Origin of the sequence: Sulfitobacter sp. M39 (assembly GCF_021735935.1) — a bacterium.
Taxonomy (GTDB): Bacteria; Pseudomonadota; Alphaproteobacteria; order Rhodobacterales; family Rhodobacteraceae; genus Sulfitobacter.
Genome location: NZ_WMDZ01000001.1, coordinates 2,663,116 through 2,689,396, shown reverse-complemented (window position 1 = coordinate 2,689,396; position 26,281 = coordinate 2,663,116). Strand labels below are relative to the sequence as shown.

Sequence of the window (26,281 nt, the reverse complement as noted above, 5' to 3'; positions counted from 1 at the left end):
TTAAGCCCCGTCCGAATAGAGCACCCAAGGGGCGTAGCGCGGGCGGGTAAAGACAAAGTTCTTCACCTCTTGCACCGGCAGCCCGATGTTGAAGGGCGGGGCAAATGACGTCCATGTCTCGGTGACGGTGATATATTCACCATCCTCCAGCTCCGGAATTTTATCCGTCCAGGCCGTCACATCGGCCTGGGTCGCGTCGCTCAGGCTGCCGCGGGCGCGGGACCAATGCAGCAGGAACCGCTTGTTCTTCTGATCGTATTGCGCCGAGGTGATCCGCACTGTCGTTTCGCCCGAGGACCGGGTCATATAGTCCAGCAGATCCTGAACGCCGTCCATATATTCGGTGTCCATCGGCAGCGTCTCGCGCGAGATCATATCGCCGATGGTATAGGCCGCTTTCTGGTTGGTGTAATATTCCTGATAGGTCTGGAAGAAGGTAAACATCGCCAGATAGACCCAGAAGACCATGGGCATCATGATCACCGCTTCGATCGAGGCGCTGCCGTCCTGATCGCGCAGGAAACGCGCCAATACACGGCGTTTGAGATAAGAGATAACCATTAGCTTGGCTCCTGCACAAAGGAGGATACGGCGTACATGCTGCCCTGTCCCGCGCCATCAGTTTCGAACTTGAAGCCCATAGCGCTGCCCGGCAGCATCGGATCGAACTTGACGCAGGCCCGCAGCAGCATCAACTGGTGCTGCGCCCCAAGGGTAAAGCCGCGTTCCTGATTGACGGGTAGGGATGTGTCCACGCAGTCGGGCGAGGCGTTCATCGCCGCGAAGTTGCGCGGGTCCACCAGCACCATCTCTAGGCGCAGGGTATCCTTGCAGTCGCCGATATAGCCCACGTTGTCGCAGATCATCGTTTTAATCATGTCGTGGGTGATCGTCGTGCGTGTGTTCAGCCGGATGTACCGTACTGCCGTTTCCAGCCCGCGGTTCAGGTGGAACTGTCGCAGGGAATAAAGGCTGACCTCGACCGACGCGAGGAACATGCCGAAGATGACCGGAAAGAGGATCACGAACTCGATCAGGACAACCGCGCCATCCTCACCCCGGCGGAACCGGCGCAGCGCTTGTGAAATGCGGGCGATCATTGGGTCAATCTCAACTGGTTGATCTGGCGGGCGATGGCGCGGAAAGCCTCGGAAAGCTCGACGCCTTCGACGCGGAAGAAGTGGCTGGGCGAGGAGGCGCAATCCTGCATCGCGTCGACATCCTCGTCATCGACCTCGAACCCGATGGACCAGATCACGATCCGCTTGGCTTTGGCAGCGTCGCAGATATTCGACAGCAAGGTGTTGCCCAGCGATTTGTTGTACTTCTGATAATAGAAATAGCTCCAGTAGCGCGAGTTTACCTCGCGGCGTAGGTACCACCAAAGGTTGTACCTATTCCAGTGAACATACTCGCTATCTTCGTTGTAGTACGTATTGCTGATGCGGAACGAGTTATCATTCGCGCCATCTGTCATAAGGATAACAGTCTTAAGCGTTTCTGAATCGTCATAGCTGGCGGGGCGGTTGTAGAATTCACGGTCGACATGCCCGGCGTTCACCAGCGAGTTGTTGATGTCCCGGAACGCCGGATCAAGCATCGCTGCGGCCCATTTCATGCCAAGGAAGATCGACGTACCAGCGCGCGGTACAAGGTCATCAATCTGGTTCTTCAACGTGAGTTTGTCTTGCGAAAACGGGGTAATACGCTCGTAATCGTAGCGCGGGCAAACCGTATCGTCACGGTAGTTGTTGCGGCCATCGTAGTTCCACTGGAAGTGCTGCATCTGGTCATACCGGGTGCTGCTATTCATCGCGATTGAATCGAAGTCACCATTGTCGAAATCAATGCAGTGGGAATAGTCATGCTTTCTGTTCACGTTCATACGGTCCATGATCAGCGGGCCCGCGTTCACTTGTTCCGAGTAGGGGACCAGGGAGACTGAAATCAGGTCTTCGTTCTCGTCCTTCAGCACGGTGTCCAGAAAGATGTCGGCGGCGTCCTGTACTTCGCCCAGACGGTTATTGGTGGCCATCGACCCCGAGATATCGAGCACGAGCGAAATTTCGACTTTCGCAACGCGTTCTTCCGCCTGACTATGGGCGGGCACTTCGAGCGTGGGGAAACCAAATCGGCCAATAAACTGGGTGTCCATGTCTTTGCTTGCGTCGACCGTCACGGTGCGAAAGTTCAGACCGTCGTCGACAGTGACATTCGACAGAAACTCGGTCATGCCCGATTTGGAAAAGTAATCTTCCACCACCGTTTTGGGGTCGCGCATCTGATCCAGATCGGCAGCGGCCAGAACAGCACGGTCGGATACAGCTTGCAGGCGCGAGCGTTCCATCTCGTGGCGCATGAAATCCAGTTGGATGCCTCCTACGGCGATCATCATCATGATCATGAAAAGCGCGAGGATCGTCACCAACCCGTCGTCTTCACGGGCGAACCGCGTCAACTGCTTGCGCAGGGGGAGGGTTACCCATTTACTCACTGTATCGTTAACCGGCATTTCCATGTCCTTATTCGTGCGACCCATGCGACAGACGCATTTCGGGCGGATCGGCGTTGCCAGCAGATATGCGGGGTGAAGTTGGCCGAAATAGGGCGAAATACGTTTAAAAAAGTGTATACTCAGGCCGTTTTCAGGGCAGATCCCGCGGGCGCAGCCGGACTGTCCCCTGTCAGGAAACTTCGCGCACTGCTTGTCTGATGTGCGGTGATTGCTCGCCTTAGGCGATAAGTTTTCAAACTGATTAAAATTTGTGCGAAAACTTCGAAATATGGTGATTTACAGCTTTGCTTGACGCAGGTGCCATGTTCAAAAGGCGAGGCGATGAACCGGCCCGCATCAGGGTCGCAGAGCCAATTTAGGAGCGTAGAATGAACCCCGGAACCGAACCGAGCTTTCGCGATAGCGTCGACATCATGTTTAACCGGGCGGTGGCCCTGATGGACCTGTCGCCGGGTCTGGAAGAGAAGATTCGCGTATGCAACGCGACCTACACGGTGCGTTTCGGCGTGCGCCTGCGCGGTGGTATCCAGACCTTCACCGGCTATCGCTCGGTCCATTCCGAACACATGGAGCCGGTCAAGGGCGGCATCCGTTACAGCCCTGGCGTGAACCAGAACGAGGTAGAGGCGCTGGCGGCGTTGATGACCTATAAATGCGCGCTGGTCGAAGCGCCGTTCGGGGGCTCCAAAGGCGGGCTGTGCATTGATCCGCGCGACTACGATGAACACGAGCTGGAACTGATCACCCGCCGTTTCGCTTACGAGCTGATCAAGCGCGATATGATCAATCCCGCGCAAAACGTTCCCGCCCCCGACATGGGCACGGGCGAGCGCGAGATGGCCTGGATCGCGGATCAGTACAAACGCATGAACACCACGGACATCAACGGGGTTGCCTGTGTGACGGGCAAGCCGATCAACGCGGGCGGTATCCACGGTCGGACCGAGGCGACGGGCCGCGGCGTGCAATATGCGCTGCACGCTTTCTTCCGCGACACCAAGGGGATGGAAAAGGCCGGTCTGGGCGGCGAGCTGGACGGGAAACGCGTTGTGGTGCAGGGCTTGGGCAACGTGGGCTACCACGCCGCCAAGTTCCTGAGCGAAGAGGATGGCTGCAAGATCACCGCGATCATTGAACGTGATGGCGCGTTGTTCGATGACCGTGGTCTTGATGTGGAAGAGGTGCACCGCTGGATTTCCATGCACGGCACGATCAAGGGCTATCCCGATGCGCCCCTTGAAGAAGACGGTGCCAAGCTGCTGGAAGCGGAATGTGACATCCTGATCCCTGCGGCGCTGGAAGGGGTGATCAATCTGACCAACGCGCATCAGATCAAGGCCCCGCTGATCGTCGAAGCCGCCAACGGCCCCGTAACCGCCGGTGCCGATGATATCCTGCGTGCAAAAGGCGTGGTGATCATCCCTGACATGTATGCCAACGCCGGCGGTGTGACGGTGTCCTATTTCGAATGGGTCAAGAACCTGAGCCACATCCGTTTTGGCCGTATGCAGCGCCGCAACGAGGAAAGCCGCCACCAGTTGCTAGTGGACGAGCTGGAACGTCTGAGCGCCGATAGCGGTGTCGGCTGGCAGTTAAGCCCGAACTTCAAGGACAAATACCTGCGCGGCGCGGGGGAGCTCGAGCTGGTCCGCTCCGGTCTTTACGACACGATGAGCGACGCCTACCGGTCGATGGCGGAAGTCTGGCACAGCCGCGACGATGTCGAAGACCTGCGCACCGCCGCCTATCTGGTCAGCATCGGCAAGGTCGCCGCTAGCTACCGCGCAAAGGGACTTTAACCCCGCGCGGGCCCTATGCTGCGCCCCTGAAAAGTTCCCCGAAAGCCGCTGTGATAGCGGCTTTCGGCAAAGACGCGCCAAACCACACAGGCGCGTACTGCGGAAAACCGCCCTATCACTTGTATTCCAACGGGGGCTGGCTAGGTTCCTGCGCAATGAGCATCCGCTCTCGTGTCCGCTGCAGCCTTTAAACGGCGTAGGCAGTGGAATTGCGGCGGGCTTGCAAAGAAACATTTAGGAGATGTGACGATGAAATTTGGTAAACTCATGATTGCCGCAGCACTGGCGACGTCCAGCGCGCCTGTCTTCGCCGCCACCAGCGCTGAAACCGATTGCCAGTATCAGGCTGATGTCGTGCAGGCGGTCCGGCAAGCGCGGATCGACCGCGTGAAAGAGCGTGACGTGCCGGATCACGTTGCCTCCAAGAACCCCGAATGGCCCGATCGCTATGACGCGGTTGTCCCGCTCGTCGCCCCTTGGGTTTACGAGATGAAAATGCGCGAGGTCAAAAGCAACGATCTCTCTGCCGCTTGGAACGAGATGTGTTTGAGCCAGTGACGCCCGCGCGCGTCGTTTGATCGCGCCGTAATCCCTGTCGGGGCGGTAAGACGGGGACCAGCCCCCATCGCCCTGACGGACGATCCCACCGGAGTTTATCTGGCAAAATGAAGCCCGCCGCACAGGCTTTGGGTGCTGGACTTTGGCCCTGCCGACCCAATATATAACAGTATGAGCCTGCCCCCTGGATTTTTGGATGAACTGCGCAGCCGTGCCAGCCTGTCACAGGTGGTGGGGCGCAAAGTGATGTGGGATCCGCGCAAGTCCAATCAAGGCAAGGGCGATATGTGGGCTCCGTGCCCGTTCCATCAGGAAAAATCCGCCAGCTTCCACGTCGATGACCGCAAGGGATTCTACTATTGTTTCGGGTGTCACGCCAAGGGGGACGCGATCTCTTTCGTGCGCGAGACCGAGAATGTCAGCTTTATGGAAGCGGTAGAGATACTGGCGCGTGAGGCGGGGATGCCCATGCCCAAACAAGACCCGCGCGCGCAGGAGAAGGCGGATAAGCGCACGCAACTGGCCGAGGTGATGGAGCTGGCGGTGCAGTACTTCCGGCTGCAGCTGCGCACCGCTGCGGCAGGGGCCGCGCGCGACTATCTTGCCGGGCGCGGGCTGACGCCGCAGGCTTTGGAGCAATGGGAAATCGGGTTCGCGCCGGACCAGTGGCAAGGGCTTTGGGATCACCTAAAGGCCAAGAATGTCGAGGATGCGTTGATCCTTGGGGCGGGGCTGGCCAAGCCTTCGTCCAAGGGCGGGCGGCCTTATGATACATTCCGGGGCCGGATCATGTATCCGATCCGGGATGCGCGGGGGCGTGCGATTGCCTTTGGCGGGCGGGCAATGGACCCGAATGACAACGCCAAGTATCTGAACTCCCCCGAGACGGAGCTTTTTGACAAAGGCCGCAGCCTCTACAATGTGCGCGATGCGCGGACAGCCGCAGGGCAAGGCAAGCCGTTGATCGTGGCCGAAGGCTATATGGATGTGATCGCATTGGTGCAGGCCGGTTTTGGTGCGGCGGTGGCCCCTTTGGGCACGGCGATCACCGAGAGCCAGCTGCAGATGTTGTGGCGCATCTCGCCCGAGCCGATCATCACGCTGGACGGGGATGCGGCAGGGCAACGTGCGGCAATGCGCTTGATCGATCTGGCGCTGCCGCTGCTAGAGGCGGGGCAATCCTTGCGTTTTGCCGTGATGCCTGACGGGCAGGATCCGGATGATCTGCTCCGCGCCCACGGGGCACCAGCGTTGCAAAAGTTACTGGATAACGCGATGCCAATGGTGCGTCTGCTGTGGCAGCGCGAGACCGACGGCCGCGTTTTCGACAGCCCCGAGCGTAAGGCAGGGTTGGACAAGGCGCTACGCGAAAAGATCATGATGATCAAAGACCCGTCGATCCGCAGCCATTATGGTCAGGAAATCAAGGATCTGCGCTGGCAGCTATTCCGACCGCATAAGCCTAAGAAAGAATTTAGCCCCGTCGCGCGCGCCTCCGCTGGGGGCAAATGGACCCCCGCGCCGCAGGGGCCGTCCCCGAGTGCGAAATCCTCTATTCTGGTGACCGCAGCCGGGCTAGGGGCGACCGAGCATCTGCGCGAGGCGGTGATTCTGATGGCCCTGCTGGGCTGTCCGCAGCTGGTGGAGGAGTTCGAGAACGGGCTTGCCGCGATGCGCTGTCAGGACCCTGATCACGGGCGTATTCGCGATTTGATGTTGCGCCATGTGCATCACGACCCGGCGGTGTTGCGCGAAAAGATTTATGACGCCGTGGGGGAGTACACCCTTGAAAACATGCTGGCGCAGCGCCACGTAGCCATCACGCCCTGCATCCGCAGCCCTGGCAACCTGGAAAAGACGCGCATGACTGTCGCTGAAGAACTGGGCAAGCTGGAAGCCGTGCGCGGGCTGGACGAAGAGATTGCCGATGCGGTCGAAGATCTGACCGGCACGGCGGATGAAGGGCTGACATGGCGGTTGGGCGAAGCGGCACGCAACGCCGATCGCGCACAGCGCAGCGGGCAGGAAGATACCGCAGAATACGACATTGCCGAGAACGGTGCCCACATCAGCCGGGACGAACGCAGCGCTTTTGACGCATTGCTGGGGTCGATCCTGAAGGGTGATGCGAAAGATAAAAAATGAACCCGGCGTGGCTTTTTCGCCGGGATGTTTAACAAAATACAGGGTAACGGGTTTAAGAATCACCCAGAACCCCGCATGATTCGAACAACCGAATCACGTCACGTGATTCGCACCCATTCGCTGGAGGAAATTTCATGGCCGCCAAAGACACGAACGAAGACGCGAAGTCTGACGACCAGGATGCCGGCCATTCGCTTGATATGAGCCAAGCCGCCGTCAAAAAGATGATCGGCGAAGCCCGTGAAAAGGGCTATATCACCTACGATCAGCTGAACACCGTTCTGCCCCCTGACCAAGTCAGCTCGGAGCAGATCGAGGATGTGATGTCGATGTTGTCCGAAATGGGCATCAACGTGATCGAAGACGAAGAAGCCGAAGAAGAAGACGCCAAGGGCGGGACCGAAGTTGCGACCACGGAAAGCAACCGTGATGTGGCGCTGTCCTCTGGCACGTCCGAAAAGCTGGACCGCACGGATGACCCTGTGCGCATGTATCTGCGCGAGATGGGGTCCGTCGAGCTGCTGAGCCGCGAGGGCGAGATTGCCATCGCCAAGCGGATCGAGGCAGGGCGCAACACGATGATCGCGGGGCTGTGTGAAAGCCCGCTGACCTTCCAAGCGATCACGATCTGGCGCGACGAACTTTTGTCGGAAGACATTTTGCTGCGCGATGTCATCGACCTTGAGGCGACATTCGGCACCCAGATGGGCGACGAAGAGGAAACGACACCGGTTGTGCCAACCGCGGGCACCGAGACAAAGCCCGCCGAAAGCACCAGCGAAGTGGATGCCGATGGCAACCCGATCTCGAACGATGACGACGACGAGGATGACGACGAACAGGCCAACATGTCGCTAGCCGCGATGGAAGCCGCGCTCAAGCCACAGGTGCTGGAAGCGCTGGACATCATTGCCGATGACTACGTCAAGCTGAGCCAGATACAGGACAGCCGGATCGCGGCCACGCTGAGCGAGGATGGCACCTTTTCGAAGACCGATGAGGAAGAATACCAGCGCGTCCGGTCCGAGATCGTGGCCTTGGTCAACGACCTGCACCTGCACAACAACCGTATCGAAGCGCTGATTGACCAGCTTTACGGCATCAACCGCCGCATCATGCAGATCGACTCTGCGATGGTGAAGCTTGCCGACCAGGCGCGCATCAACCGCAAGGAATTCGTCGACGCCTATCGCGGCTACGAGCTTGACCCCAACTGGATGGAGCGGATGGCCGAGAAGTCCGGTCGCGGCTGGCAGATGTTCATCGAACGGTCCTCTGACAAGGTGGACGAGCTGCGGGCCGATATGGCGCAGGTTGGTCAATACGTCGGTCTTGATATCTCTGAATTCCGCCGCATCGTGCAGCAGGTTCAGAAGGGCGAGAAAGAGGCCCGTCAGGCCAAGAAAGAAATGGTCGAAGCGAACCTGCGTCTCGTGATCTCCATCGCCAAGAAATACACCAACCGTGGCCTGCAGTTCCTTGATCTTATTCAGGAAGGGAACATCGGTCTGATGAAGGCCGTCGACAAGTTCGAATACCGTCGCGGCTATAAATTCTCGACCTATGCGACATGGTGGATTCGTCAGGCGATCACCCGTTCGATCGCGGATCAGGCGCGCACCATCCGTATCCCGGTCCACATGATCGAAACGATCAACAAGCTGGTTCGGACCGGCCGCCAGATGCTGCACGAGATTGGCCGGGAGCCGACGCCTGAAGAGCTGGCCGAGAAGCTGCAGATGCCGCTTGAGAAAGTTCGCAAGGTGATGAAGATCGCCAAGGAGCCGATCAGCCTTGAAACCCCCATCGGTGATGAGGAAGACAGCCAGCTTGGTGATTTCATCGAGGATAAGAATGCCGTGCTGCCGCTCGACAGCGCCATTCAGGAAAACCTCAAGGAGACCACGACACGGGTTCTGGCCAGCCTCACCCCGCGCGAGGAACGCGTACTGCGGATGCGCTTCGGCATCGGTATGAACACCGACCACACGCTGGAAGAAGTCGGCCAACAGTTCAGCGTGACCCGCGAACGTATCCGTCAGATCGAGGCGAAGGCGCTGCGCAAGCTCAAGCACCCAAGCCGGTCTCGCAAGCTGCGGTCGTTCCTCGATCAGTAAGCGGTGGATCACGAGAGTTTCGAAAGGCGGGTGTTCAGGCACCCGCCTTTTTTCATGCGCTGAAACGACGATCTCGAAGCTGTGAATTTAAAATCCCGCTGCGCAGCCTATCTGTGAAAGACGCACCAAACAGGAGCCGCCATGAAACGCCTTGCCCTTGCCGCCATTCTCTCCGCCGCCCCGCTCGCCGTATTCGCGCAGTCCTTTACGGCGGTGAACGAGCTGCAGGTCATCCCTTTGTCGGGCGCATCCTTCGAGGTGATCGAGGATCATGGCGAAGGGGCCCGGGGCATGTGGTGTGCCGCCGCCGAATATGCCGAGGAAAGGCTCGGCACGTCAAGCGCCGCTGCGATCTACGTCAAGTCGCCGCGCGGGCCATCTATCAGCGGGGTAGGCCGCACGGGAGTTGTCTTTACCCTGAATGATGCAGAGCTTTCGAAGTCTGCATTCAAATCCTACTCGGTATCGGTGCGCAACGCGGGTCAGGCCCTGCCCGTGGGCCACGCCATCCAGTTCTGCAAGGACTACATCCTTGAGCTTAAAGACTTTTGAATATTAGGAATACTACGATGAAAACCCTGACTACCGCTTTTGTACTGGCCGCATTGGCTACGACCCCAGCCCTCGCACAGGCCTATGTGCCGAATGACCGTCTGACCTTCACGCCGACCGAGGGCGGCGTGCATATTAGCGGCAGCACCGGCTTTGGTGCGCGCGGTCATTGGTGTGCCGCGGCGGATTATGCGCTGCGTGAAATGGGCGCGCAGGACAGCCAAAAGCTTTATGTGAGCGAGCCGCGCGCGCGTGGTTTTGGCGGCGATGGCGGTGTCACGTTCACACTGGATCCCGCGGGGCTGACCCCATCGCCGGTCGTGATCCTGGGCGGATCCTTGACGAAGGCCGGGTCGGCCATGACCATCAGCCACGGGATCACGCTTTGTGGTGGTTTGCAATCGCCCGGGCGTTGAGGCTAGCCTGACGCATCAGCAAAAGGCGGGCAGAATGAACAGCGAGTTTACGGTCAAGACAGGCGGGCAGGGGCTCTACGAGGTTACAGATCAGGTGGATCGAGCGCTGTCGGGGCAACGCTCTGACGGGTTGGTGACGCTGTTCCTGCGCCATACCTCCGCTTCGCTGCTTATTCAGGAAAACGCGGACCCGGATGTGCAGCGCGATCTCTTGGCCTACTTCTCGCGTCTGGTGCCGCCTGCGGATGACCCGTCAATGTCCTACCTGCGGCATACACTGGAAGGACCAGATGACATGCCCGCGCATATCAAAGCGGCAGTGCTGCCCGTCACGCTAAGCATCCCCGTGGTTGCAGGCCGCATGGTGTTGGGCACATGGCAAGGCATTTATCTGTTCGAACACCGCGACGCGCCCCATAGCAGGCGCATCGCGGTGCATTTCGCCTGAACTCAGTCCACCGGCATCAGGTGGATTTCGCGCACGACCGCATGGGCCGGTGCCTTTAGCGCGTGCATCACGGCCGATGCGACGTCTTCTGGTTTCAGCTTGTCGGGCTTGGCTTCGTCAAAGAATGCCGTGTCCACCATGCCGGGGGACACAACCATGCAGCGCCCGCCCCATTCCGCCATCTCATCGGCGAGGTTGCCTGCAAAGCCGTGGATAAAGAACTTGGTGGCGCCGTAGATCGACCCTTTGATGTGGCGGCGTCCTGCGGCGGAACCGGTCACCACATACTGCCCCGTGGTCTTGCGCAGATATGGCATCGAGGCATGGGCCGTATAGAGCGCGCCCATCACGTTCAGATCGATCATCGATTTCCAGTCTTCCGGGTCACCCTTTTCGGTGCCCCCCGGCGATGTCCCCCGTCCCGCATTGGCAAAGACAGCATCAATCTGCCCGAACTTCTGCGCAAGGCGGCTCATGGCTTGTTCCTGATCGTCGTATTGCGTGGCGTCCCCGGTCAGTACCAGTGCCTGACCCCCGATTTCGCGCGCGATATCTTTCAGCTTGTCTTCGCTGCGGGCGAAAAGCCCGACGTTCCAGCCGGCCTTGGCAGCAGCGCGGGCGGTGGCTGCACCGATCCCGCTTGAGGCGCCGGTGATGAAAAGCGTCTTGGTCATAGTGAATTCCTTTCAGATCAGTCGTCTTGCAGGGGTAACGCATGGTATCAGCCAAAGTTCAGGGCAGTTTTGCCCGCTACAACATATAGATGGGCATTTCGCCCCTACCCAAAACCTCGCGTTGGTCCTATAGTTTTGGGGAATGGGGGTGTTTCACCCCCTATTGAGCAGGTTTAAGATAAGGGGACCGGCCATGCGCTGCCCGTTTTGCGGAAATATCGACACCCAAGTTAAAGACAGCCGCCCGGCCGAGGATCACGTCTCGATCCGCCGCCGTCGCTTCTGTCCCGCCTGCGGGGGTCGGTTTACCACCTATGAACGGGTGCAGCTGCGCGATCTGGTTGTCGTCAAAACCTCGGGCAAGCGCGAGGATTTCGACCGCGACAAGCTGGAACGCTCTATCCGTATCTCGATGCAGAAACGCCCGATTGATCCCGAACGGATCGATCAGATGATCAGCGGCATCGTGCGCCGTCTGGAAAGCATGGGCGAAACCGACGTCGGGTCGAAGCAGATCGGCGAGATCGTGATGGAGGCACTGGCCCGCATAGACACCGTCGCCTACGTCCGCTTTGCCAGCGTCTACAAGAACTTTCAGGCGGCAGATGATTTCGACAAGTTCGTGCAGGAACTGCGGCCCGATACCCCTGCGGACGAATAAGCATGTCTGACGACGCGCGCTTTATGGCGCTGGCCTTGTCGCTGGGCCGGCGCGGGCAGGGGACTGTCTGGCCCAATCCCGCCGTGGGTTGCGTCATCGTGCAGCAAGGCCGCATCGTCGGCCGCGGCTGGACCCAGCCGGGCGGCAGGCCCCATGCAGAACCCGAAGCGCTGCGTCAGGCAGGGCCAGCGGCGCAGGGGGCGACAATCTATGTCACCCTCGAACCCTGCGCCCATACCGGCAAGACGCCTCCCTGCGCCGATGCGCTTGTTACTGCCAAGCCTGCGCGCGTGGTGATCGCCTGCACCGACAGCGATCCTCGCGTCAGTGGCAAGGGCATTGCGATCCTCCGCGCGGCGGGCATTCTCGTTGACGTCGGCGTGCTCGAAGATGAAGCCCGCGCGGATCATCTTGGCTTTTTCCTGCGTGTCGACGAAGGCCGTCCGATGGTGACGCTCAAACTCGCCAGCAGCTTTGACGGCCGTATTGCCACCGCGTCGGGCGAAAGCCAATGGATCACAGACCCGCCCGCCCGCCGCGTGGTCCATGCCATGCGCACCCGCCATGACGCGGTCATGGTGGGTGGTGGCACGGCGCGGCAGGATGACCCTAGCCTGACTGTGCGCGACCTTGGCACCACGCGCCAGCCGACACGGATCGTTGTGTCGAACGGGCTGGACATCCCCCTGAATGGCACGCTCGCCAGAACCGCCAATGACATCCCCCTGATCCTTTGCCACGGCCCCAAGGCCCCGGCAGAGCTGATCGAGACCTGGGAAAGCCTTGGCGCGACGCTGATCTCTTGCGCATCAAAGATGGGCCAGATCGACGCCCACGACATGCTGCAGCAGCTTGGACGCCACGGTCTGACACGCATCTTCTGCGAGGGTGGCGGCGGACTGGCTGCGACGCTGCTAAAGGCGGGTCTCGTGGATCAACTCGTCGGGTTTACGGCGGGTCTGACCCTTGGCGCGGACGGCTTGCCCGCCATCGCGCCGCTGCAGCTTCAACGGCTGGCACAGGCCCCGCGCTTCACCCTGACCGAAACTTCGCGCATCGGCCCGGACCTGCTCCACATCTGGACCCGCAGCAACACGCCCGCCTAACCCCGTCCAAATGGCATAAAATCCCGGGGGCGCGGGGGCTGGCCCCCGCCTCTGACCTGCACATGGGCCAGCCCCCGCCTGCGATCAGCAGGAACCCCGACCTCTCACCCATGCCGCCGCCACAAATGTGCCTGCGTGGCAAACACGCCCTGCAGTTTCGCCAGCACCCGGTTCGCCACCCCGCGCCGCGGCAGATCACCCGAGGCCAACCGCTCCACCACCACCTCGACCGCGCAGGCGGTGCCGCTGCGCGGATCAAAGTACCGCGGATAATCGATCAGGGCGGCATGCGCCAATCCTTCGATGCTAACCTCTGTCATGCGCCGCGCCGGGATATCGCCGCGGTCTTCGGTCAGCCCCCAGCCGGCATAGAAAGGGGCCCCCAATGTCACCACTTTGACGCCGCGCAGCAGGGCCTCGAACCCCAGCAGCGATGTCATGGTCCAAACCTCATCCACATGCGCCAGCAGGGCGATGGGGTCGGCATCGGTCAGCACACGGTCTGCCAGCCCGCCTGCGTCAATGGCGCCGCGGCGCAGCCCGGCCTCTACATCGGGATGGGGCTTATACAAGATCACGGCGTCGGGATGTGCGGTGCGCGCGGCTTGTAGCAGCGCCAGATTAGTGGATACCGCATCGGTGCCCGCACGGATGGAGGCGTCGTCCTCCACCTGACCCGGTACCAGAATGCGCCGTCCGGCGGGCAGGGCGTCCAGATCGCCACCACCGCCAAGGTTATACTTGCTCAGCCCCGCCTCGTGCAGAGCCGCAATCAACCGTGCCGCGCGGCGCGACTGGTCGGGGCGCATTTTGGCGCGCGACGCGATCAGCTGTTCCAACCGACTGGGGCTGCGCGGGTCATAATAGATACCTAAATCATCGCAGACCAGCGACAGGGGCGGCACCAGATCGGCCCCCAATCCGCGCGAGCGTAGGAAACCGTCCTCTACCCGTAAGGCACCAGCGTGCGCCTGCGTCGCTTTCGACGCCCAGACCATCCAGGGCTTGCCCGTGGCGCGGGCGGCCTCGGGATCATTCTGGTAGGTCACCGGCGACCAGCGGCCAAAGAATCGCTGCAAGGGCTGACGTTTCCACAGGCGCATGTCAGAGGCGACCCAGCCCCGGTGGTCTTCGCGCCAGGCCCGGGTTTGCGCGGCCATCGCTTCTATCACGGTTTCAAGATCACACAGGCGGTCACGGTGAGGATCGTACCATTTTGGATACAGGATCATCGCCCCCGCAAAAAGCTGCGCACGGGTCAGCGCACGTTGCCGCCGCTGCACGGGGAATTCGTCTTCGGTCAGGCCCCAGCCCGCATAGAAGGGCTGCCCGAAGACCCGGGGCTTGTGACCTGCAAAGATCGCCTCGAACCCCATTTGTGACGACACGGTATAGACACGCACGGCCCCTTCAAACAGGGTCCAAGGGCTGATGGGGGCGGTCAGCAGAGTAATGCGGTCGTTGGCGTCTTCAGGCCCGAAATGACCGCTGCGATAGCCCTTTGCGGTTTCGGGATGGGTCTTGATGATGATCCGCGCGCCGGGGTTCTCTTGTTGGGCAAAGACCAGCATCTCAAGGAACCGCGACCGGTCCGCGCCCGAGGCCGCGACCGACGCATCACCCAGGGTCTGGTCGATCACCAGCACATAGCCGGGATCCGGGGCGGGGTGCGCGGTGTCGAACCCGCTGTATTTGGTCAGATGGGTTTCGGTGATGCGGTGGATGGCACCGCGTGCCCTGTCCAGCAATGCCGTATCATCCAGCGGGTGGCTGGTCAGGATGTCCTCCAGCTCGGAGGGCTGTGCCGGGTCGAAATGCAGCCCCTTGTGATCGACCAGCAGTCCCAGCGGCGGCTCACCCGCGCGACCGGGAAACAGCGACCGCAGCATCGCGTCTTCGACACGGACAACGGGTAGCCCCTTTTTGGATGCGACGGCCAGCCCACGATGCGCGGTGCCTGCATTGCCCCATACGGCGATGGCATCCCCGTCGCGCGGTATGCCCAGATGCAGGCTATAGCCCGACAGCTGCAAGATGCGCCGCACCCGTCGGTTGGTGATGAAGCCGCCGTTAAACACAAAAAGCCGCCGGTCCCGTGGGGAACCGGCGGCGGGTGTGTCGTATATTTCAGGCCCTAAAGCCATCGGTCCAGATCAGCTGCCCGACGCAAGCGACGTCAGGTTGTTGACCGACCCGGCCGACCCCGTGATCGAGGAGATGACCTTGCTCCACTGGGTGAAGGGGGCTTCGGTAACGTACAGCGTATCTCCATCACGGATCACGAAATCGCGCGCCATGAACATGCCGTTGGGCTTGGTCAGGTCAAGCACATAGACCATGCGCTGTGCGCCTTGGAGGTCGTTACGGCCCAGAACCTGTGCCACGACCGCTTCGGGTTCGTTGCGGAAGACGAAAACACCTGTCGGGTCAGCGGTGCCCGCGTTCAGCCCGCCCACCTGTGCGATGCCTTCAAGCGCCGACAGGTTCTTGGTCTCGAACGGGACTTTCTGCTGCGCGCCGGTGGCGCCAAGGGCCACGAAGGACCGAGTGTCTTCCTCGATCAGGATGCGATCCCCGCCGCGCAGGGCGATGTCGAGCTCTGGGTGGCTGTAAAGATCTTCAAGCCAGATTTTGCCCCGCTGATTGCCACGCAGCACGGTGACCTGCGCGATCTGGGGGGTGATTGTTACACCTCCGGCACGCGCCAGCATGGTGGCAAGCGTGCGGGTGGGGCGTTCAATCGCATAGACACCCTGCGCACCGACAGAGCCGACAAGCGACACGGTCGCCCCGTCACCGGCCAGACGGCGCACCTGAACCTGCGGGTCCGGGGTTTGTTCGGACAGTTTGTTGGTGATGATGCGGCGGATCGCTTCGGGGGAATTGCCAGCGGCCTTGATCCGGCCCGCGTAGGGCACAAAGATGAACCCGGACCCGTCGACCTGCACTTCTTCCAGCACGGTGGCGTTGGCCCCTTGGGCGGCCAGCAAGCCATCATCGACGTTTTCCCAGATCGTCAGCCCCAGCGTATCACCGGGGTTGATCGTGTCCGACCCAAGCTGACCGGCGTTGATGAACCCCGGGCTAAAGCCAAGCGCGGGGGCGACGGCGGTGGCGCGGGTCACGCGGTCATTGACGGCGACAACAAATGCGTCGCCTTCCTTCTGGACCGATCCGGCAAAGATTTGACGTTTGTTCGGGCCAACCTGCGGAAGGCCACATGAAGATACCACGGCCATAGCCGCCAGTAATGCGATGGGACGCGCCCACCGGAAGGGTACGGATTTCACTGCCCGGTCTCCTCGACCTGTTCTTGTTCTGCCTCGAATTCGCCGATTTTTTCGGCGTAATTATCATCGGCTTAGCGCAGATTGGATCGAAAAGCTACTGTCGGGGCGAAAAACGCTCAGGTGACGGCCCGCAACTGTTGCCTTGGTGCCGCGGTTCCCAGCTCTAGCGCGTCGTAGGGGTCTTCGGGGGCGAGCATCATATCGACCACTTGCCGCATCAACTGCGTGCGCGCGCGTGCCGCATAAAATCCGCCCGGAACCTGCGAGGTTTCCAGCAAATACCGTCGATAATCCTTGTAGGCCTTGTTATCGGGGCGCGAGGCGGCGGCAAAGAATTGCGCCAGCGGCTGGTCCGAGACGAATTCGGGTTTCGCATAGACGGCGCAGCCAAACACCTTGAGCGGAATTCCGCGCCACAGAACCTGCTGGCCAGCGGTGGAGTTCACGGTAACGGCCGTACGGGCATCGTTGAGCAGCTGCGCCAGCTTGCCGCCGCGCACGAAATGTACCCGATCCGCGACACCCAAATCCCGCGCCACCTGTTTGACTACACGGCGCAGCGGTGCGCGGCCGTCTTCCAGCGGGTGGGCCTTTACAACAAGATGATGGTGGCGCGGCGCGCCCTTGGCGAAGCCTTCCAGCACCACGTTCAGGAAATCGGTCATTGTCTCGAAGGGGGAGTGTTCTTGGAACGAGCTGTCATGCTCCAGCTGCAGCAGCGCCAGATGGTAGGGGAAGCCGCCCAGCCGGATACGCAGCGTTGCGATCAGCCGGTCCAGCGCCAGCGCGGGCATCAGTAGCAGCCGCTTGAGGTACAGCTTGAACTCCTTGGTCACCGGCAAGCTCCGATGCGCGCGGAAGTTGCGGTAGTCGCCGTTCCGGAACAGCACAAACCAGTGATAGAGCGCACCATAGAACACGTGCTGGCGCATATCACCCCAATGACCGGGGGGGAGGGGGGCCTCCATATCCGAATTGGCCAGTGCGGTCTGCATCTGTTCGATGGACATATCCATCAGCCGTGAATTGCCGTTGGACCCGCCGCGTTCATAGGTGACCCAATAGGGGCGCATGTAGCCTTCTTCAAAGACATGCACGGTCAGGCCGCGGGCCTTGGCCTCGGCCACGGCTTGGGCGTGGATCGGGCGGGTGTCGCCATAAAGCACGATATCTGTGACACCCTTGTCGGCGAGCAGCGCAACAAAGGTGTCTTTCCACGTGTCAGCTGCGCCGCGAAACGGGATATAGCTGCGGGGGTGGAACCAGAAGGCCCGATCGCCTGCGTTGAACCCCACACGCCAGACCTGGGCCCCCGCCAGACGGAGCATCTTGCCCAGACGGTTGAAGAAGGGACCATGCGGCCCTTGCAGGAAAAGGAAGACCCGTTCACGGGGTGCTGCGGCGTTCATCGGTTGCTTTCGGTTTATCTTGGTCATCGGGCAGACAAACACCGGATACCGGCGAAAATGTGGCGTGTCTGTGGACTTGTCATGCTGCGGGCAGAGGTCTACTTCGGTAGCGACCAGTATAGAAGAGGCAGGCGCATGTTTACAGGCATTATCACGGACATCGGAAAGATCACCAAGCTTGAACAGCAAGGCGACCTGCGCGCGCGGATCGAAACGGGCTATGATACCAGCGGCATCGACATGGGGGCCTCTATCGCCAGTGATGGCGTGTGCCTGACCGTGGTGGATCTGGGGGCCGACTGGTACGAGGTGCAGATCAGCGCCGAGACCGTGGACAAGACCAACCTTGGCGCTTGGGAGGTCGGACGCCGTCTGAACCTTGAACGCGCGCTGAAGGTCGGGGACGAATTGGGCGGGCACATCGTGTCGGGCCATGTCGATGGCGTGGCCGAAGTGGTGGCGCTGCGCGACGAGGGCGACAGCACCCGCGTGACCCTGCGCGCGCCCGAGGATCTGGCGCGTTTCATTGCCCCAAAAGGCTCTGTCGCGCTGAACGGCACCTCGCTGACCGTGAACGAGGTCGACGGCTGCGATTTCGGCATCAACTTTATCCCCCACACCAAAGAGGTGACCACATGGGGCGATGTCGCCGTCGGGGACCGCATCAACCTAGAGATCGACACATTGGCCCGCTATGTCGCGCGGCTGGCCGAAATGTCATGATCGCTGGGATCGGACATAATCAGGGGCCCAGCCTTGAACGCGGCCATAAATGGCGCGCGTTCCAGTGGCAAAAGGCACGCGCTGCGGCGATGCCTTCAGCGATCCCGCTGATGGTGGTGAAGATGCGCGTGGCGCGCGCCCGCGAGCTGGGGTTGGACTACAAGGCCTATGCCGCGATCCGTCAGGCCACGGGGCGCGATATTCTGGCGCTGCTGTTCTCGTCCAATGCGCTGCGGGTGGTCCGTGCGAGGGCACCGCATATCCCTCTGCGCGAGGCTGAGGTGCTGGACAAGGTGCAGCGCGCGCAAAAGCTGGTGCTGGTGCATCGCCCGCTGCGGCCCGACATGGTGGCGCAGGCGAATCCCGTGCTGGATCACGTGGCCGAGGCTCCCAAGTTCACCGACAGCTGGAGCGCGATGCGCGATCATCTTGGGCAGGTGGTTCACGGGCGCAAACTGGTCGGCGATCAGGTGCTGATCATCGGCGACACCGGATTGGAACGGGACTGGGCCACTGCAAGCAAGGCGGCGGGCTATGTGGAGGCCGCGCGCTATTTCGGGGCTTAACGCGGACCGTCGCGCGGGGTGACGGTGCGGAATTGAGTTTATTTGGCAAAATGAAGCAGGGAGGGGGGCGGCCCTGCTCTGGCAAAGGCGCGTGGGGTGGGGTATGTGCCACTGCAACAACGATTGAGGTGACCCCATGCAATTTGAAACGCCCGGACCGGTCGAGGCTGAATTGGCGGATGCCATCGCGCCCATCGAAGAGATCATCGAAGAGGCCCGTCAAGGTCGCATGTTCGTGCTGGTCGATCACGAAGACCGCGAGAACGAAGGCGATCTGGTGATCCCCGCGCAGTTCGCGGATGCGGATGCGATCAACTTTATGGCCACCCACGGGCGCGGGCTGATCTGTCTGCCGATGACCGAGGAACGGGTCAACACGCTTGGTCTGCCGATGATGGCGGTGAATAACTCTGCCCGCCACGAGACGGCTTTTACCGTGTCGATCGAAGCGCGCGAGGGGGTGACCACCGGTATTTCCGCCGCCGACCGTGCGCTGACCGTCAAGGTCGCCATCGACGAGGATAAAGGCGCGGTGGATATCGCCACGCCGGGGCATGTGTTTCCGCTGCGCGCACGCGATGGCGGTGTCTTGGTCCGCGCGGGCCACACCGAGGCTGCCGTCGATATCTCACGTCTTGCGGGGCTGCATCCGTCCGGTGTGATTTGCGAGATCATGAAGGAAGACGGCACCATGGCCCGTCTGCCGGATCTGGTTGCATTCTGTCAGCAGCACGACATGAAGATCGGCACGATCAGCGATCTGATCGCCTATCGCCACAAGCATGACAACCTGCTGGTGGAGCGCGACAGCCGCACCGTGACCTCTGCCTATGGGGGCGATTGGAAGATGCAGATTTTCACCGACGAGATCAGCGGCACCGATCATGTGGTCCTGTCCAAGGGCGATATCACAACGGATGCGCCGGTTCTGGTCCGCACCCATGCGATCAACGCGCTTGAGGATATCCTCGGCCTCGGGCCAAGCCCCGCCGACGAATTGCCACGCGCGATGCAGATCATCGCGGACGAAGGCCGCGGCGCGGTGCTGTTGTTCCGCGATCCCGACCCGCGGTTGCGTTTCGAGGACGAAGAGGATGATCGCCCCCGTACCGTCAAGCGTACCGGCCTTGGGTCGCAGATCATGGCGAGCCTTGGCTTGCACAAACTGATCTTGCTGACGGATAACCCCGATACGCGCTATCTGGGGCTGGACGCCTATGACCTTAGCATCGTGGGCACGCGCCCCATCACGCAGGAGTAAATGCAATGGCTGCTGGAAATCATACAACGCTGACCACGCCGCGCTTTGATACGCCGGTCAAGGTTCTGATCGTCATTTCACCCTATTACTCGGACATCGCCGAGGGCTTGCTGAGGGGGGCAAAGGCAGAGCTTGAGGCCGCCGGGGCTGAATGGGACGTGGTGGAAATGCCCGGCGCGCTGGAAATCCCGACCGCAATCGGTATCTCTGACCGCAAGAGCAATTTTGACGGCTACGTGGCGCTTGGCTGTGTCATCCGCGGCGAGACGACCCATTACGAGACCGTGTGCAACGACAGCAGCCGCGCCTTGCAGCTGATGGGGTTGCAGGGCATCTGTATCGGCAACGGCATCCTGACCGTCGAGAACCACGAACAGGCCGCCGTGCGCGCCGATCCGGTGGGGCAAAACAAGGGGGGCGGTGCGGCAGCTGCGGCCTTGCATCTGATCGCGCTGAGCCGTAAGTGGGGCGACATTCGCAAAGACATCGGTTTCAAGCCGCGCTCGGATGAATATCTGATGGCGGGCGACAATGACGGACCCAAGACAGCATGACATCCTCCGCCGGCCTTTCGGGCAATCAAAAACGCAAGATGAAATCAGCTTCGCGGCTTTATGCCGTGCAGGCTCTGTTCCAGATGGAGCATTCCTCGCAAAGCTTTGACACCGTGCGCAAGGAGTTCCTTGAGCACCGCTTTGGCGCGAGTTACGACGGTCAGGAAATGGTCGACGGTGACATCCGGCATTTTGCAGACTTGCTTGAGACAGCGGTGAACTATCAGGCGGCGATTGACCAGATGACCGACCGTGCGCTGGTGGCTAAATGGGCCATCGCGCGGATCGACCCGACTTTGCGTGCCTTGTTCCGCGCCGCCGGTGCCGAGCTGCGCGCGCAGGAAACGCCGCCGCGGGTTGTGATCAACGAATATGTCGACGTGGCCCGTGCCTTCTTTGAGGGGGGCGACGAGCCGAAGTTCGTGAATGCCGTTCTGGATCATATGGCCCGCGAAGCCCGTCCGGAAGAGTTCTGAGTCGGAAAGGCTCAGCTCATCTTCTTTGGTCGACAGCTAGGGACCCGCGAAAAGCCTGATATTTTCGGGAAAGTGTGACGGGACCACCGCTGCCGTTCTGTTCTATATTCCCGAGGACCTGTATGTACAGGTGGGCGCCAGATAAACGAACCAGGGCTCGAACAGAGCCAGCTCCCTCGGATTTGCTTAAGGCCACTGGAATGTAACTTTTACAAACAGGGCAGAACCCGTCACCCCCGTTAAGTAGGCGCGACCACAGGCTGCGACAAGGGGTATTCTAGCTTGGCTCGGTGTTTTCGACAAAGCGGTAGCGGGTCAGCTCTTCGGGCAGCAGCAGATAGATTTCATCGGGCGGCGTGACCAACGCGTGCTGCATGACCAGCGGGTCGATGCCCATCTGATCCAGATAGGTCATGACCTCGCCTTGGCCGCGCTGGATGTCCTCTACCGCGACAAAGGCGGGGAGCAGGGTGCTTTCACCGAAGAAATGCTGGTGCACCCCGACAGAGGCATCGTCTGGCACGTCGCGACTGGTGCCTGCGGCCAGTAGATAGGGGCAGGCGGAATAGCAGATATCGCCACTGCGCAAGGCGGTCGTAAGCTCAGCATCCCGCAGATACCGCCCCAGACGCAGCGCGTCGCTGACCGACCCACCGGGGGAATTCAGGATCACGCCCTCGGGTTGGGGATCAAGCGCGGTGATCTGTTTCTCGATGCGTTCGGCATCACCCGCCATGATGCCCCCTTCCAGCAGCACGCGGGCACCGCCTTCGACCACGGTCAGGGTCAGCCGTTCGGGCAGGGGCGTGTCCGGCATGGGGCGGCCACCGGGGCGGGCGCGGTCGGGTTGAAACCGGCGGGTTTGGTCGCCGGGGCGCGTGGGCTCGGTCAGCCCCGGGGAACGCGGGCCAAAGCCGGGCAGGCGCAGTCCCTCGTCCAGATCGCCCCAAAAAAGCAGCCCCGCCAACCCCAGCTGAAAGATCAGAACACCGCCCAGAACCCGTGCCACGGGTGGGCGTTTGGAAGGATCACGCCGCAGTTTCATGTGGTTTTCGATGGCGTGCTAAGGGCAGGGTTCTCGGTCACGATATCATGGCGCGCAATGTCATCGCGGTCATCATGCGCGTCCTCATCAATAGATGTGCCCTTCATCGCCGCATCCATGTCACGCATCGCCAGCACCGCAGCTCGCAGTTCGGCAAGGGTGAGTGTTTCCTCGATCGCGCTGCCCTCGCGGCCTTCGCGGATCGCCCCTTGGGTGATGGCGAGAATGAAGACCAGCACGGCGGGCAACAGATCAATGGCAATCGCGCCAGCCCAGGAGGGCACGAAGTTGCGCGCGTATTTGATCACCGCATCGGCGCTGGAAATCGGGGTGTAGGTCGTCTCCGTTGGCGGGGCCATGGCCAGCACGTCTTGGGCCGCGCGCTCCAGTGTGGCGGCACGTTGGGCCAGCACCTCAAGCACGGCACTGATGGTCGAGGCCTGATTGCCCCGCACTTCGACACTGCTGCCATCCAGTTCGGGCAGCACGACAGAGGCCGATAGATCCTGCGCGGCGCGTTCGACCAGCGGGGCGACTGACAGTTGCCGCAAGCGCGTGATCAACCCGGCAAGCCGTACGGCCTGTTCGGAAAATTCGACCGATCGCGCTTCCACCGGACCGGGTTCGACCGTCAGCGCGCGCATCCGGCTAAGAATCTGGTTGCCCTCGACAAAGGCGTCATTGACCAGCGGGGTCTGGGTGGCGATTTGTGCCTCCAGCCCGGACAGCTCTGCCGATTTCTGCCGCAGCACGCGAAACACGGCACCACGCCCGGCCAAGCCTGACAGTCCGCCCGTGGCCTCCTGTTCGCTCAGATCCTCGAAACTTTGACGCACACGGGCGACGTCCCGCTCCAAGCCTTGGGCGGAAAGGGTGATCTCATGCGCGCGCTCTAGCGAGCCTTGGTAATCCTGCACGGTCTCGGCCAGATGCTGTTCCACCGCTGCAGATCCGGCAAGGGCGGCGGCGTTCAGCCAGCTCGACATGGCGATAATCGCGACGCTTCCCAGCGACATGGCCCCCAACAGCCCGACCCGCGCGCGGGCGCTACGAACCGCCGGAAACAGACGCAGCATATAGGACCAGAACACAAAGATGCCCACGGACACAGCAGCGGAATAGGCAATCGCGGCAAAGGCCGACATCGCCCCATTGTCATCTAGCAAGGACGAGACCCCAAGATAGGTGTAGATGCCCGACGCCACCGCCAGCACCCCAAGCGCTGTGCCCGAGAATGTATCAAGCCAGCCCAGATGCCCTTCGAGTTCGCGGGCATAACGGATGCCGCGCTGCTGATGTGTCGAGTTTTCGCCGTCGCGCGCCATATGCCCACCCTGTTTTCTTTTGAACTAGATAGGTTGCGCGCTGCGGATTACCAAGCGCTTGCCTGATGTTCATGAATTGTTCATATTGCACCCATGACCCAGACTGACCTGATGACCGCCCCGACCTTGCAACCCGGACAGCTGATTGCCCGTGGTGTGACCCGCCAGCTTGCCGCACTCGGTTTTGCGAGCGTTGAGGAACTGGTGCCGACGCGCGGCCTGCGGGTGGATGTGATGGCGCTTGGCCCCAAGGGGGAGATCTGGATCGTCGAATGCAAATCCAGCCGCGCCGATTTCATGTCCGACAGCAAATGGGAAGGGTACCTCGAATGGGCCGACAGATTCTTTTGGGCGGTGGATGCGGATTTCGACATCGACCTGCTGCCTGAGGACACTGGCCTGTTCATCGGCGACAGCTACGGGGCAGAGCTTGTGCGCATGGGACCGGAAACCCGACTGGCTGCCGCGCGCCGCAAAAAGATGACCCATCTCTTTGCCACCCATGCCGCACGCAGGCTGCATATGTTGCGCGACCCCCATGCCATGCCGCAGTGGGGGTAGGGGACATCAATATTCCAAATGGAAAATATCCCGGGGGTGCCGCGCAAAGGCGCGGCGGGGGCTGGCCCCCATCCCGACCGGGCAACGTGCCTTAGCGCTTGTTCTTGCCAGCTTTGCCCGCACGATGGGCCGCGGCCATAATCTCTTCCGCGATTTCAACGGCTTCATCCGTGGTGAAATCCATCGGGATCTCGATCCCGCCTTCCGCTTCGATGAACAGCCGGACCATGCCCTTATCGGTTGGCCCGATTTGCAGGTTGGCTTCAATGTCGCGTTCTGTGTCGATGCCCATGAGGTTTCTCCGAAACTGTGTCAGGTCCCGTACCCTGCGGCGCTGGAAATGGCAAGTTTTGCCATTCTCACCTGCGGCAGGACAAATCGAAGTTTGCGACGGATATGTGCTTGCATTCCTTTTTCATGAACGCTAGATCGACCGCAGTGCCGCCTTAGCTCAGTTGGTTAGAGCGCCTGATTGTGGATCAGGAGGTCCCTGGTTCGAGACCAGGAGGTGGTACCACTCCCCCCCCCAAAAAAAAAATTAGACCATATGTCTGATTGGCGTGATGTATTTGTGCGCCTTGCCTCGACACTGTGGCGCATAGGCTGCGCGCGTTACTCGATCGTAACGCTCTGACGCAGCTCGCCTGTCATCCGGTCAAAGATCAGAATCACATCTTCCTGCGTCACCACAGCATACCAGTCGGGGCCTTGGGTGAAGGTCACCGCTTTTTCGCCGTCGGGCAGGGTGATAGAGGCCGGTAAATCGGGGCTCTTGTTCGAGAAGCGGATGACAAGTAGCCCGATCACGACTAGAAGGCCGAAAATCATTGTGGCGGTCAGCACCGTCACCAGCCGCCGCAGGAATTTGATGTTCGGGGGCTCGGAAGGATCAGTCATGTCGCACCGTCAAATTACGTTTACCATCGCGGACAGCCCGCCACCTCGCCTTGATAAGGCGCTTGCGCGCGATGTACCAGAGGATGCGAACCTGTCGCGCACACGACTGGGGCGTTTGCTGGAACAAGGTGCCGTGCGGGTTGACGGAACAGTGGTAACCGATCCGCGCAGCCGTGCCGAAGCGGGGCAGCAGATCACCGTCGATGTGGAAGAGGCCGAAGACAGTCATATCCTCGCCGAGGAAATCCCGTTGGAGGTCGTCTTTGAAGACGCGGATCTGATCGTGATCAACAAGCCCGCAGGCATGGTGGTTCACCCTGCGCCGGGCAGCCCGTCGGGGACGTTGGTCAATGCGCTGCTGGCCCATTGCGGCGATGATCTGTCGGGGGTGGGCGGCATGAAACGTCCAGGCATCGTGCACCGGATCGACAAGGATACCTCTGGTCTGCTGGTTGTCGCCAAGTCTGACGCAGCCCACCACGGGCTGGCCAAACAGTTCGAGAAACACACCGTTGAGCGCTATTATCAGGCCTTGGTCTACGGCGTGCCGGATGCCAACGATCCGCGCCTACGGGGGGTGAAAGGGGCCAGTTTCGAGCCGGGCAATATCCTCAAGCTCACCACGCAGCTTGCGCGTCATCGCACCGACCGCCAGCGTCAGGCCGTGTTCTTTCAGGGCGGCCGCCACGCCGTGACCCGTGCGCGCACCGTTGCGCGGCTTGGCAATCCAGAGGTTCTGGCGCTGATGGAATGCTGGCTTGAAACCGGCCGTACCCATCAGATCAGGGTGCATATGGCCCATGCCGGTCACGCATTGGTGGGCGATCCGACCTACGGTGGCAAACGTAAGCTCGCAAAAGGCGCGGTCTCTGACACCGCCGCCGAAGCGGTGCGCAGCTTTCCGCGCCAGGCCCTGCATGCGGCGGTACTGGGGTTCGATCATCCGGTCACGGGCGACTACGTACGCTTCGAAGCGCCGCTGCCCGGCGACATGACCGACCTGCTTGGGGCCGTGGGCTACGACTTGCACTAGTGCACAGTTGTGTGATCGACCTGTAGTAAAACGGTTTTTTAAGGATTATTGGGCCCAATTCACCGTCCCATGCGTTAGGCTGGACACTTGAAACGGAGCGGGGTCCTCTCCATATCTATGTTAATCCAAATAACATGGGCCCCGGAAATT

The 26,281-nt window shown here is 61.0% G+C and carries 27 protein-coding genes, 1 tRNA gene and 1 other RNA gene; 17 read left to right on the top strand and 12 right to left on the bottom strand.

Going from position 1 to position 26,281, the window contains the following annotated elements:
* From GLP43_RS12940 to GLP43_RS12930, 3 genes are read right to left on the bottom strand one after another with little or no spacing between them, the layout of a single operon-like run.
* Nucleotides 1–561, bottom strand: a complete 561-nt coding sequence (locus tag GLP43_RS12940) for a TadE/TadG family type IV pilus assembly protein (RefSeq protein ID WP_237279628.1) — start codon at nt 559–561, stop codon at nt 1–3.
* On the bottom strand, nt 561–1,100 hold the full coding sequence (locus tag GLP43_RS12935) for a TadE/TadG family type IV pilus assembly protein (RefSeq protein WP_237279627.1): 540 nt from the start codon (nt 1,098–1,100) through the stop codon (nt 561–563). Before GLP43_RS12935 ends, GLP43_RS12940 begins: the two co-directional genes overlap by 1 nt.
* On the bottom strand, nt 1,097–2,512 hold the full coding sequence (locus tag GLP43_RS12930) for a TadE/TadG family type IV pilus assembly protein (RefSeq protein ID WP_237279626.1): 1,416 nt from the start codon (nt 2,510–2,512) through the stop codon (nt 1,097–1,099). Before GLP43_RS12930 ends, GLP43_RS12935 begins: the two co-directional genes overlap by 4 nt.
* Before the next feature lie 371 nt (nt 2,513–2,883).
* On the opposite strand from GLP43_RS12930, the gene GLP43_RS12925 reads away from it, so the two are divergent.
* The 7 genes from GLP43_RS12925 to GLP43_RS12895 all read left to right on the top strand — a co-directional run bounded on the left by GLP43_RS12925 (nt 2,884) and on the right by GLP43_RS12895 (nt 10,550).
* Complete coding sequence (locus tag GLP43_RS12925) at nt 2,884–4,314, top strand: Glu/Leu/Phe/Val family dehydrogenase (protein ID WP_237279625.1); 1,431 nt, start codon at nt 2,884–2,886, stop codon at nt 4,312–4,314.
* A gap of 249 nt (nt 4,315–4,563) precedes the next feature.
* Nucleotides 4,564–4,872: a hypothetical protein gene (locus GLP43_RS12920; RefSeq protein WP_237279624.1), complete on the top strand. Its 309-nt coding sequence runs from the start codon at nt 4,564–4,566 to the stop codon at nt 4,870–4,872.
* A gap of 171 nt (nt 4,873–5,043) precedes the next feature.
* Nucleotides 5,044–7,017: a DNA primase gene (dnaG, locus tag GLP43_RS12915; protein WP_237279623.1), complete on the top strand. Its 1,974-nt coding sequence runs from the start codon at nt 5,044–5,046 to the stop codon at nt 7,015–7,017.
* A gap of 134 nt (nt 7,018–7,151) precedes the next feature.
* The gene (gene rpoD, locus GLP43_RS12910) at nt 7,152–9,134 is read left to right on the top strand and encodes an RNA polymerase sigma factor RpoD (protein ID WP_237279622.1); all 1,983 of its coding nucleotides are present in this window, start codon (nt 7,152–7,154) and stop codon (nt 9,132–9,134) included.
* A 141-nt stretch (nt 9,135–9,275) separates the two neighbouring features.
* Nucleotides 9,276–9,686: a hypothetical protein gene (locus GLP43_RS12905; protein WP_237279621.1), complete on the top strand. Its 411-nt coding sequence runs from the start codon at nt 9,276–9,278 to the stop codon at nt 9,684–9,686.
* Between the two features lie 17 nt (nt 9,687–9,703).
* Nucleotides 9,704–10,102: a hypothetical protein gene (locus GLP43_RS12900; RefSeq protein ID WP_237279620.1), complete on the top strand. Its 399-nt coding sequence runs from the start codon at nt 9,704–9,706 to the stop codon at nt 10,100–10,102.
* 34 nt (nt 10,103–10,136) lie between these two features.
* The gene (locus tag GLP43_RS12895; RefSeq protein ID WP_237279619.1) at nt 10,137–10,550 is read left to right on the top strand and encodes a secondary thiamine-phosphate synthase enzyme YjbQ; all 414 of its coding nucleotides are present in this window, start codon (nt 10,137–10,139) and stop codon (nt 10,548–10,550) included.
* A 2-nt stretch (nt 10,551–10,552) separates the two neighbouring features.
* Here the strand turns inward: GLP43_RS12895 and GLP43_RS12890 are convergent, their stop codons facing one another.
* Nucleotides 10,553–11,224 (bottom strand): SDR family oxidoreductase, encoded by a 672-nt coding sequence (locus tag GLP43_RS12890; RefSeq protein WP_237279618.1) that lies wholly within the window; start codon nt 11,222–11,224, stop codon nt 10,553–10,555.
* Nucleotides 11,225–11,417: 193 nt separating this feature from the next.
* Here GLP43_RS12890 and nrdR point away from each other — a divergent pair, with 193 nt between their 5' ends.
* Both nrdR and ribD read left to right on the top strand, forming a co-directional pair.
* Entirely contained in the window at nt 11,418–11,885 is a 468-nt protein-coding gene (gene nrdR, locus GLP43_RS12885; protein ID WP_005849229.1) for a transcriptional regulator NrdR, read from the top strand.
* A 2-nt stretch (nt 11,886–11,887) separates the two neighbouring features.
* The gene (gene ribD, locus GLP43_RS12880) at nt 11,888–12,991 is read left to right on the top strand and encodes a bifunctional diaminohydroxyphosphoribosylaminopyrimidine deaminase/5-amino-6-(5-phosphoribosylamino)uracil reductase RibD (RefSeq protein ID WP_237279617.1); all 1,104 of its coding nucleotides are present in this window, start codon (nt 11,888–11,890) and stop codon (nt 12,989–12,991) included.
* Nucleotides 12,992–13,095: 104 nt separating this feature from the next.
* Here ribD and GLP43_RS12875 read toward each other — a convergent pair whose 3' ends face one another.
* The 3 genes from GLP43_RS12875 to GLP43_RS12865 all read right to left on the bottom strand — a co-directional run bounded on the left by GLP43_RS12875 (nt 13,096) and on the right by GLP43_RS12865 (nt 17,690).
* Complete coding sequence (locus tag GLP43_RS12875; RefSeq protein ID WP_237279616.1) at nt 13,096–15,135, bottom strand: capsular polysaccharide biosynthesis protein; 2,040 nt, start codon at nt 15,133–15,135, stop codon at nt 13,096–13,098.
* Between the two features lie 9 nt (nt 15,136–15,144).
* Nucleotides 15,145–16,230 carry a polysaccharide biosynthesis/export family protein gene (locus GLP43_RS12870; RefSeq protein ID WP_237279973.1) on the bottom strand — a complete coding sequence of 362 codons (1,086 nt, stop codon included), beginning with the start codon at nt 16,228–16,230 and terminating at the stop codon, nt 15,145–15,147.
* A gap of 167 nt (nt 16,231–16,397) precedes the next feature.
* A complete protein-coding gene (locus GLP43_RS12865) occupies nt 16,398–17,690 on the bottom strand; it encodes a capsule biosynthesis protein (RefSeq protein ID WP_237279972.1) in 1,293 nt (430 codons plus the stop codon).
* 135 nt (nt 17,691–17,825) lie between these two features.
* Here GLP43_RS12865 and GLP43_RS12860 point away from each other — a divergent pair, with 135 nt between their 5' ends.
* The 5 genes from GLP43_RS12860 (at nt 17,826) to nusB (ending at nt 21,270) form a co-directional block, all read left to right on the top strand.
* Nucleotides 17,826–18,413, top strand: coding sequence for a riboflavin synthase (locus GLP43_RS12860; RefSeq protein WP_037944614.1), 588 nt, complete (start codon nt 17,826–17,828; stop codon nt 18,411–18,413).
* Entirely contained in the window at nt 18,410–18,979 is a 570-nt protein-coding gene (locus GLP43_RS12855; protein ID WP_237279615.1) for a hypothetical protein, read from the top strand. Before GLP43_RS12860 ends, GLP43_RS12855 begins: the two co-directional genes overlap by 4 nt.
* Before the next feature lie 136 nt (nt 18,980–19,115).
* Nucleotides 19,116–20,240: a 3,4-dihydroxy-2-butanone-4-phosphate synthase gene (ribB, locus tag GLP43_RS12850; protein WP_005849217.1), complete on the top strand. Its 1,125-nt coding sequence runs from the start codon at nt 19,116–19,118 to the stop codon at nt 20,238–20,240.
* 5 nt (nt 20,241–20,245) lie between these two features.
* Nucleotides 20,246–20,794, top strand: coding sequence for a 6,7-dimethyl-8-ribityllumazine synthase (locus GLP43_RS12845; protein WP_237279614.1), 549 nt, complete (start codon nt 20,246–20,248; stop codon nt 20,792–20,794).
* Nucleotides 20,791–21,270, top strand: a complete 480-nt coding sequence (gene nusB / locus GLP43_RS12840; protein WP_237279613.1) for a transcription antitermination factor NusB — start codon at nt 20,791–20,793, stop codon at nt 21,268–21,270. The genes GLP43_RS12845 and nusB overlap by 4 nt, the downstream gene beginning before the upstream one ends.
* Before the next feature lie 76 nt (nt 21,271–21,346).
* On the opposite strand, the gene ssrS is transcribed toward nusB, so the two are convergent.
* From ssrS to GLP43_RS12830, 3 genes are all read right to left on the bottom strand, one after another.
* Nucleotides 21,347–21,500: non-coding RNA, 6S RNA (gene ssrS / locus GLP43_RS16375), on the bottom strand.
* A gap of 47 nt (nt 21,501–21,547) precedes the next feature.
* Nucleotides 21,548–22,315, bottom strand: a complete 768-nt coding sequence (locus tag GLP43_RS12835) for a hypothetical protein (protein WP_237279612.1) — start codon at nt 22,313–22,315, stop codon at nt 21,548–21,550.
* Entirely contained in the window at nt 22,312–23,640 is a 1,329-nt protein-coding gene (locus tag GLP43_RS12830) for a hypothetical protein (protein ID WP_237279611.1), read from the bottom strand. Before GLP43_RS12830 ends, GLP43_RS12835 begins: the two co-directional genes overlap by 4 nt.
* 93 nt (nt 23,641–23,733) lie before the next feature.
* On the opposite strand from GLP43_RS12830, the gene GLP43_RS12825 reads away from it, so the two are divergent.
* The gene (locus tag GLP43_RS12825; RefSeq protein WP_237279610.1) at nt 23,734–24,201 is read left to right on the top strand and encodes an MmcB family DNA repair protein; all 468 of its coding nucleotides are present in this window, start codon (nt 23,734–23,736) and stop codon (nt 24,199–24,201) included.
* Between the two features lie 91 nt (nt 24,202–24,292).
* Here the strand turns inward: GLP43_RS12825 and GLP43_RS12820 are convergent, their stop codons facing one another.
* On the bottom strand, nt 24,293–24,493 hold the full coding sequence (locus GLP43_RS12820) for a DUF6324 family protein (protein ID WP_005849205.1): 201 nt from the start codon (nt 24,491–24,493) through the stop codon (nt 24,293–24,295).
* Between the two features lie 148 nt (nt 24,494–24,641).
* Between GLP43_RS12820 and GLP43_RS12815 the strand changes: the two genes are divergently transcribed.
* A tRNA-His gene (locus GLP43_RS12815) sits at nt 24,642–24,718 on the top strand.
* 95 nt (nt 24,719–24,813) lie between these two features.
* Here GLP43_RS12815 and GLP43_RS12810 read toward each other — a convergent pair.
* On the bottom strand, nt 24,814–25,098 hold the full coding sequence (locus tag GLP43_RS12810) for a DUF6476 family protein (RefSeq protein ID WP_132997378.1): 285 nt from the start codon (nt 25,096–25,098) through the stop codon (nt 24,814–24,816).
* Here GLP43_RS12810 and GLP43_RS12805 point away from each other — a divergent pair.
* Nucleotides 25,097–26,131, top strand: a complete 1,035-nt coding sequence (locus tag GLP43_RS12805) for an RluA family pseudouridine synthase (protein ID WP_237279609.1) — start codon at nt 25,097–25,099, stop codon at nt 26,129–26,131. The two genes, GLP43_RS12810 and GLP43_RS12805, sit on opposite strands and share 2 nt — an antisense overlap.
* Nucleotides 26,132–26,281: the final 150 nt, after the last annotated feature.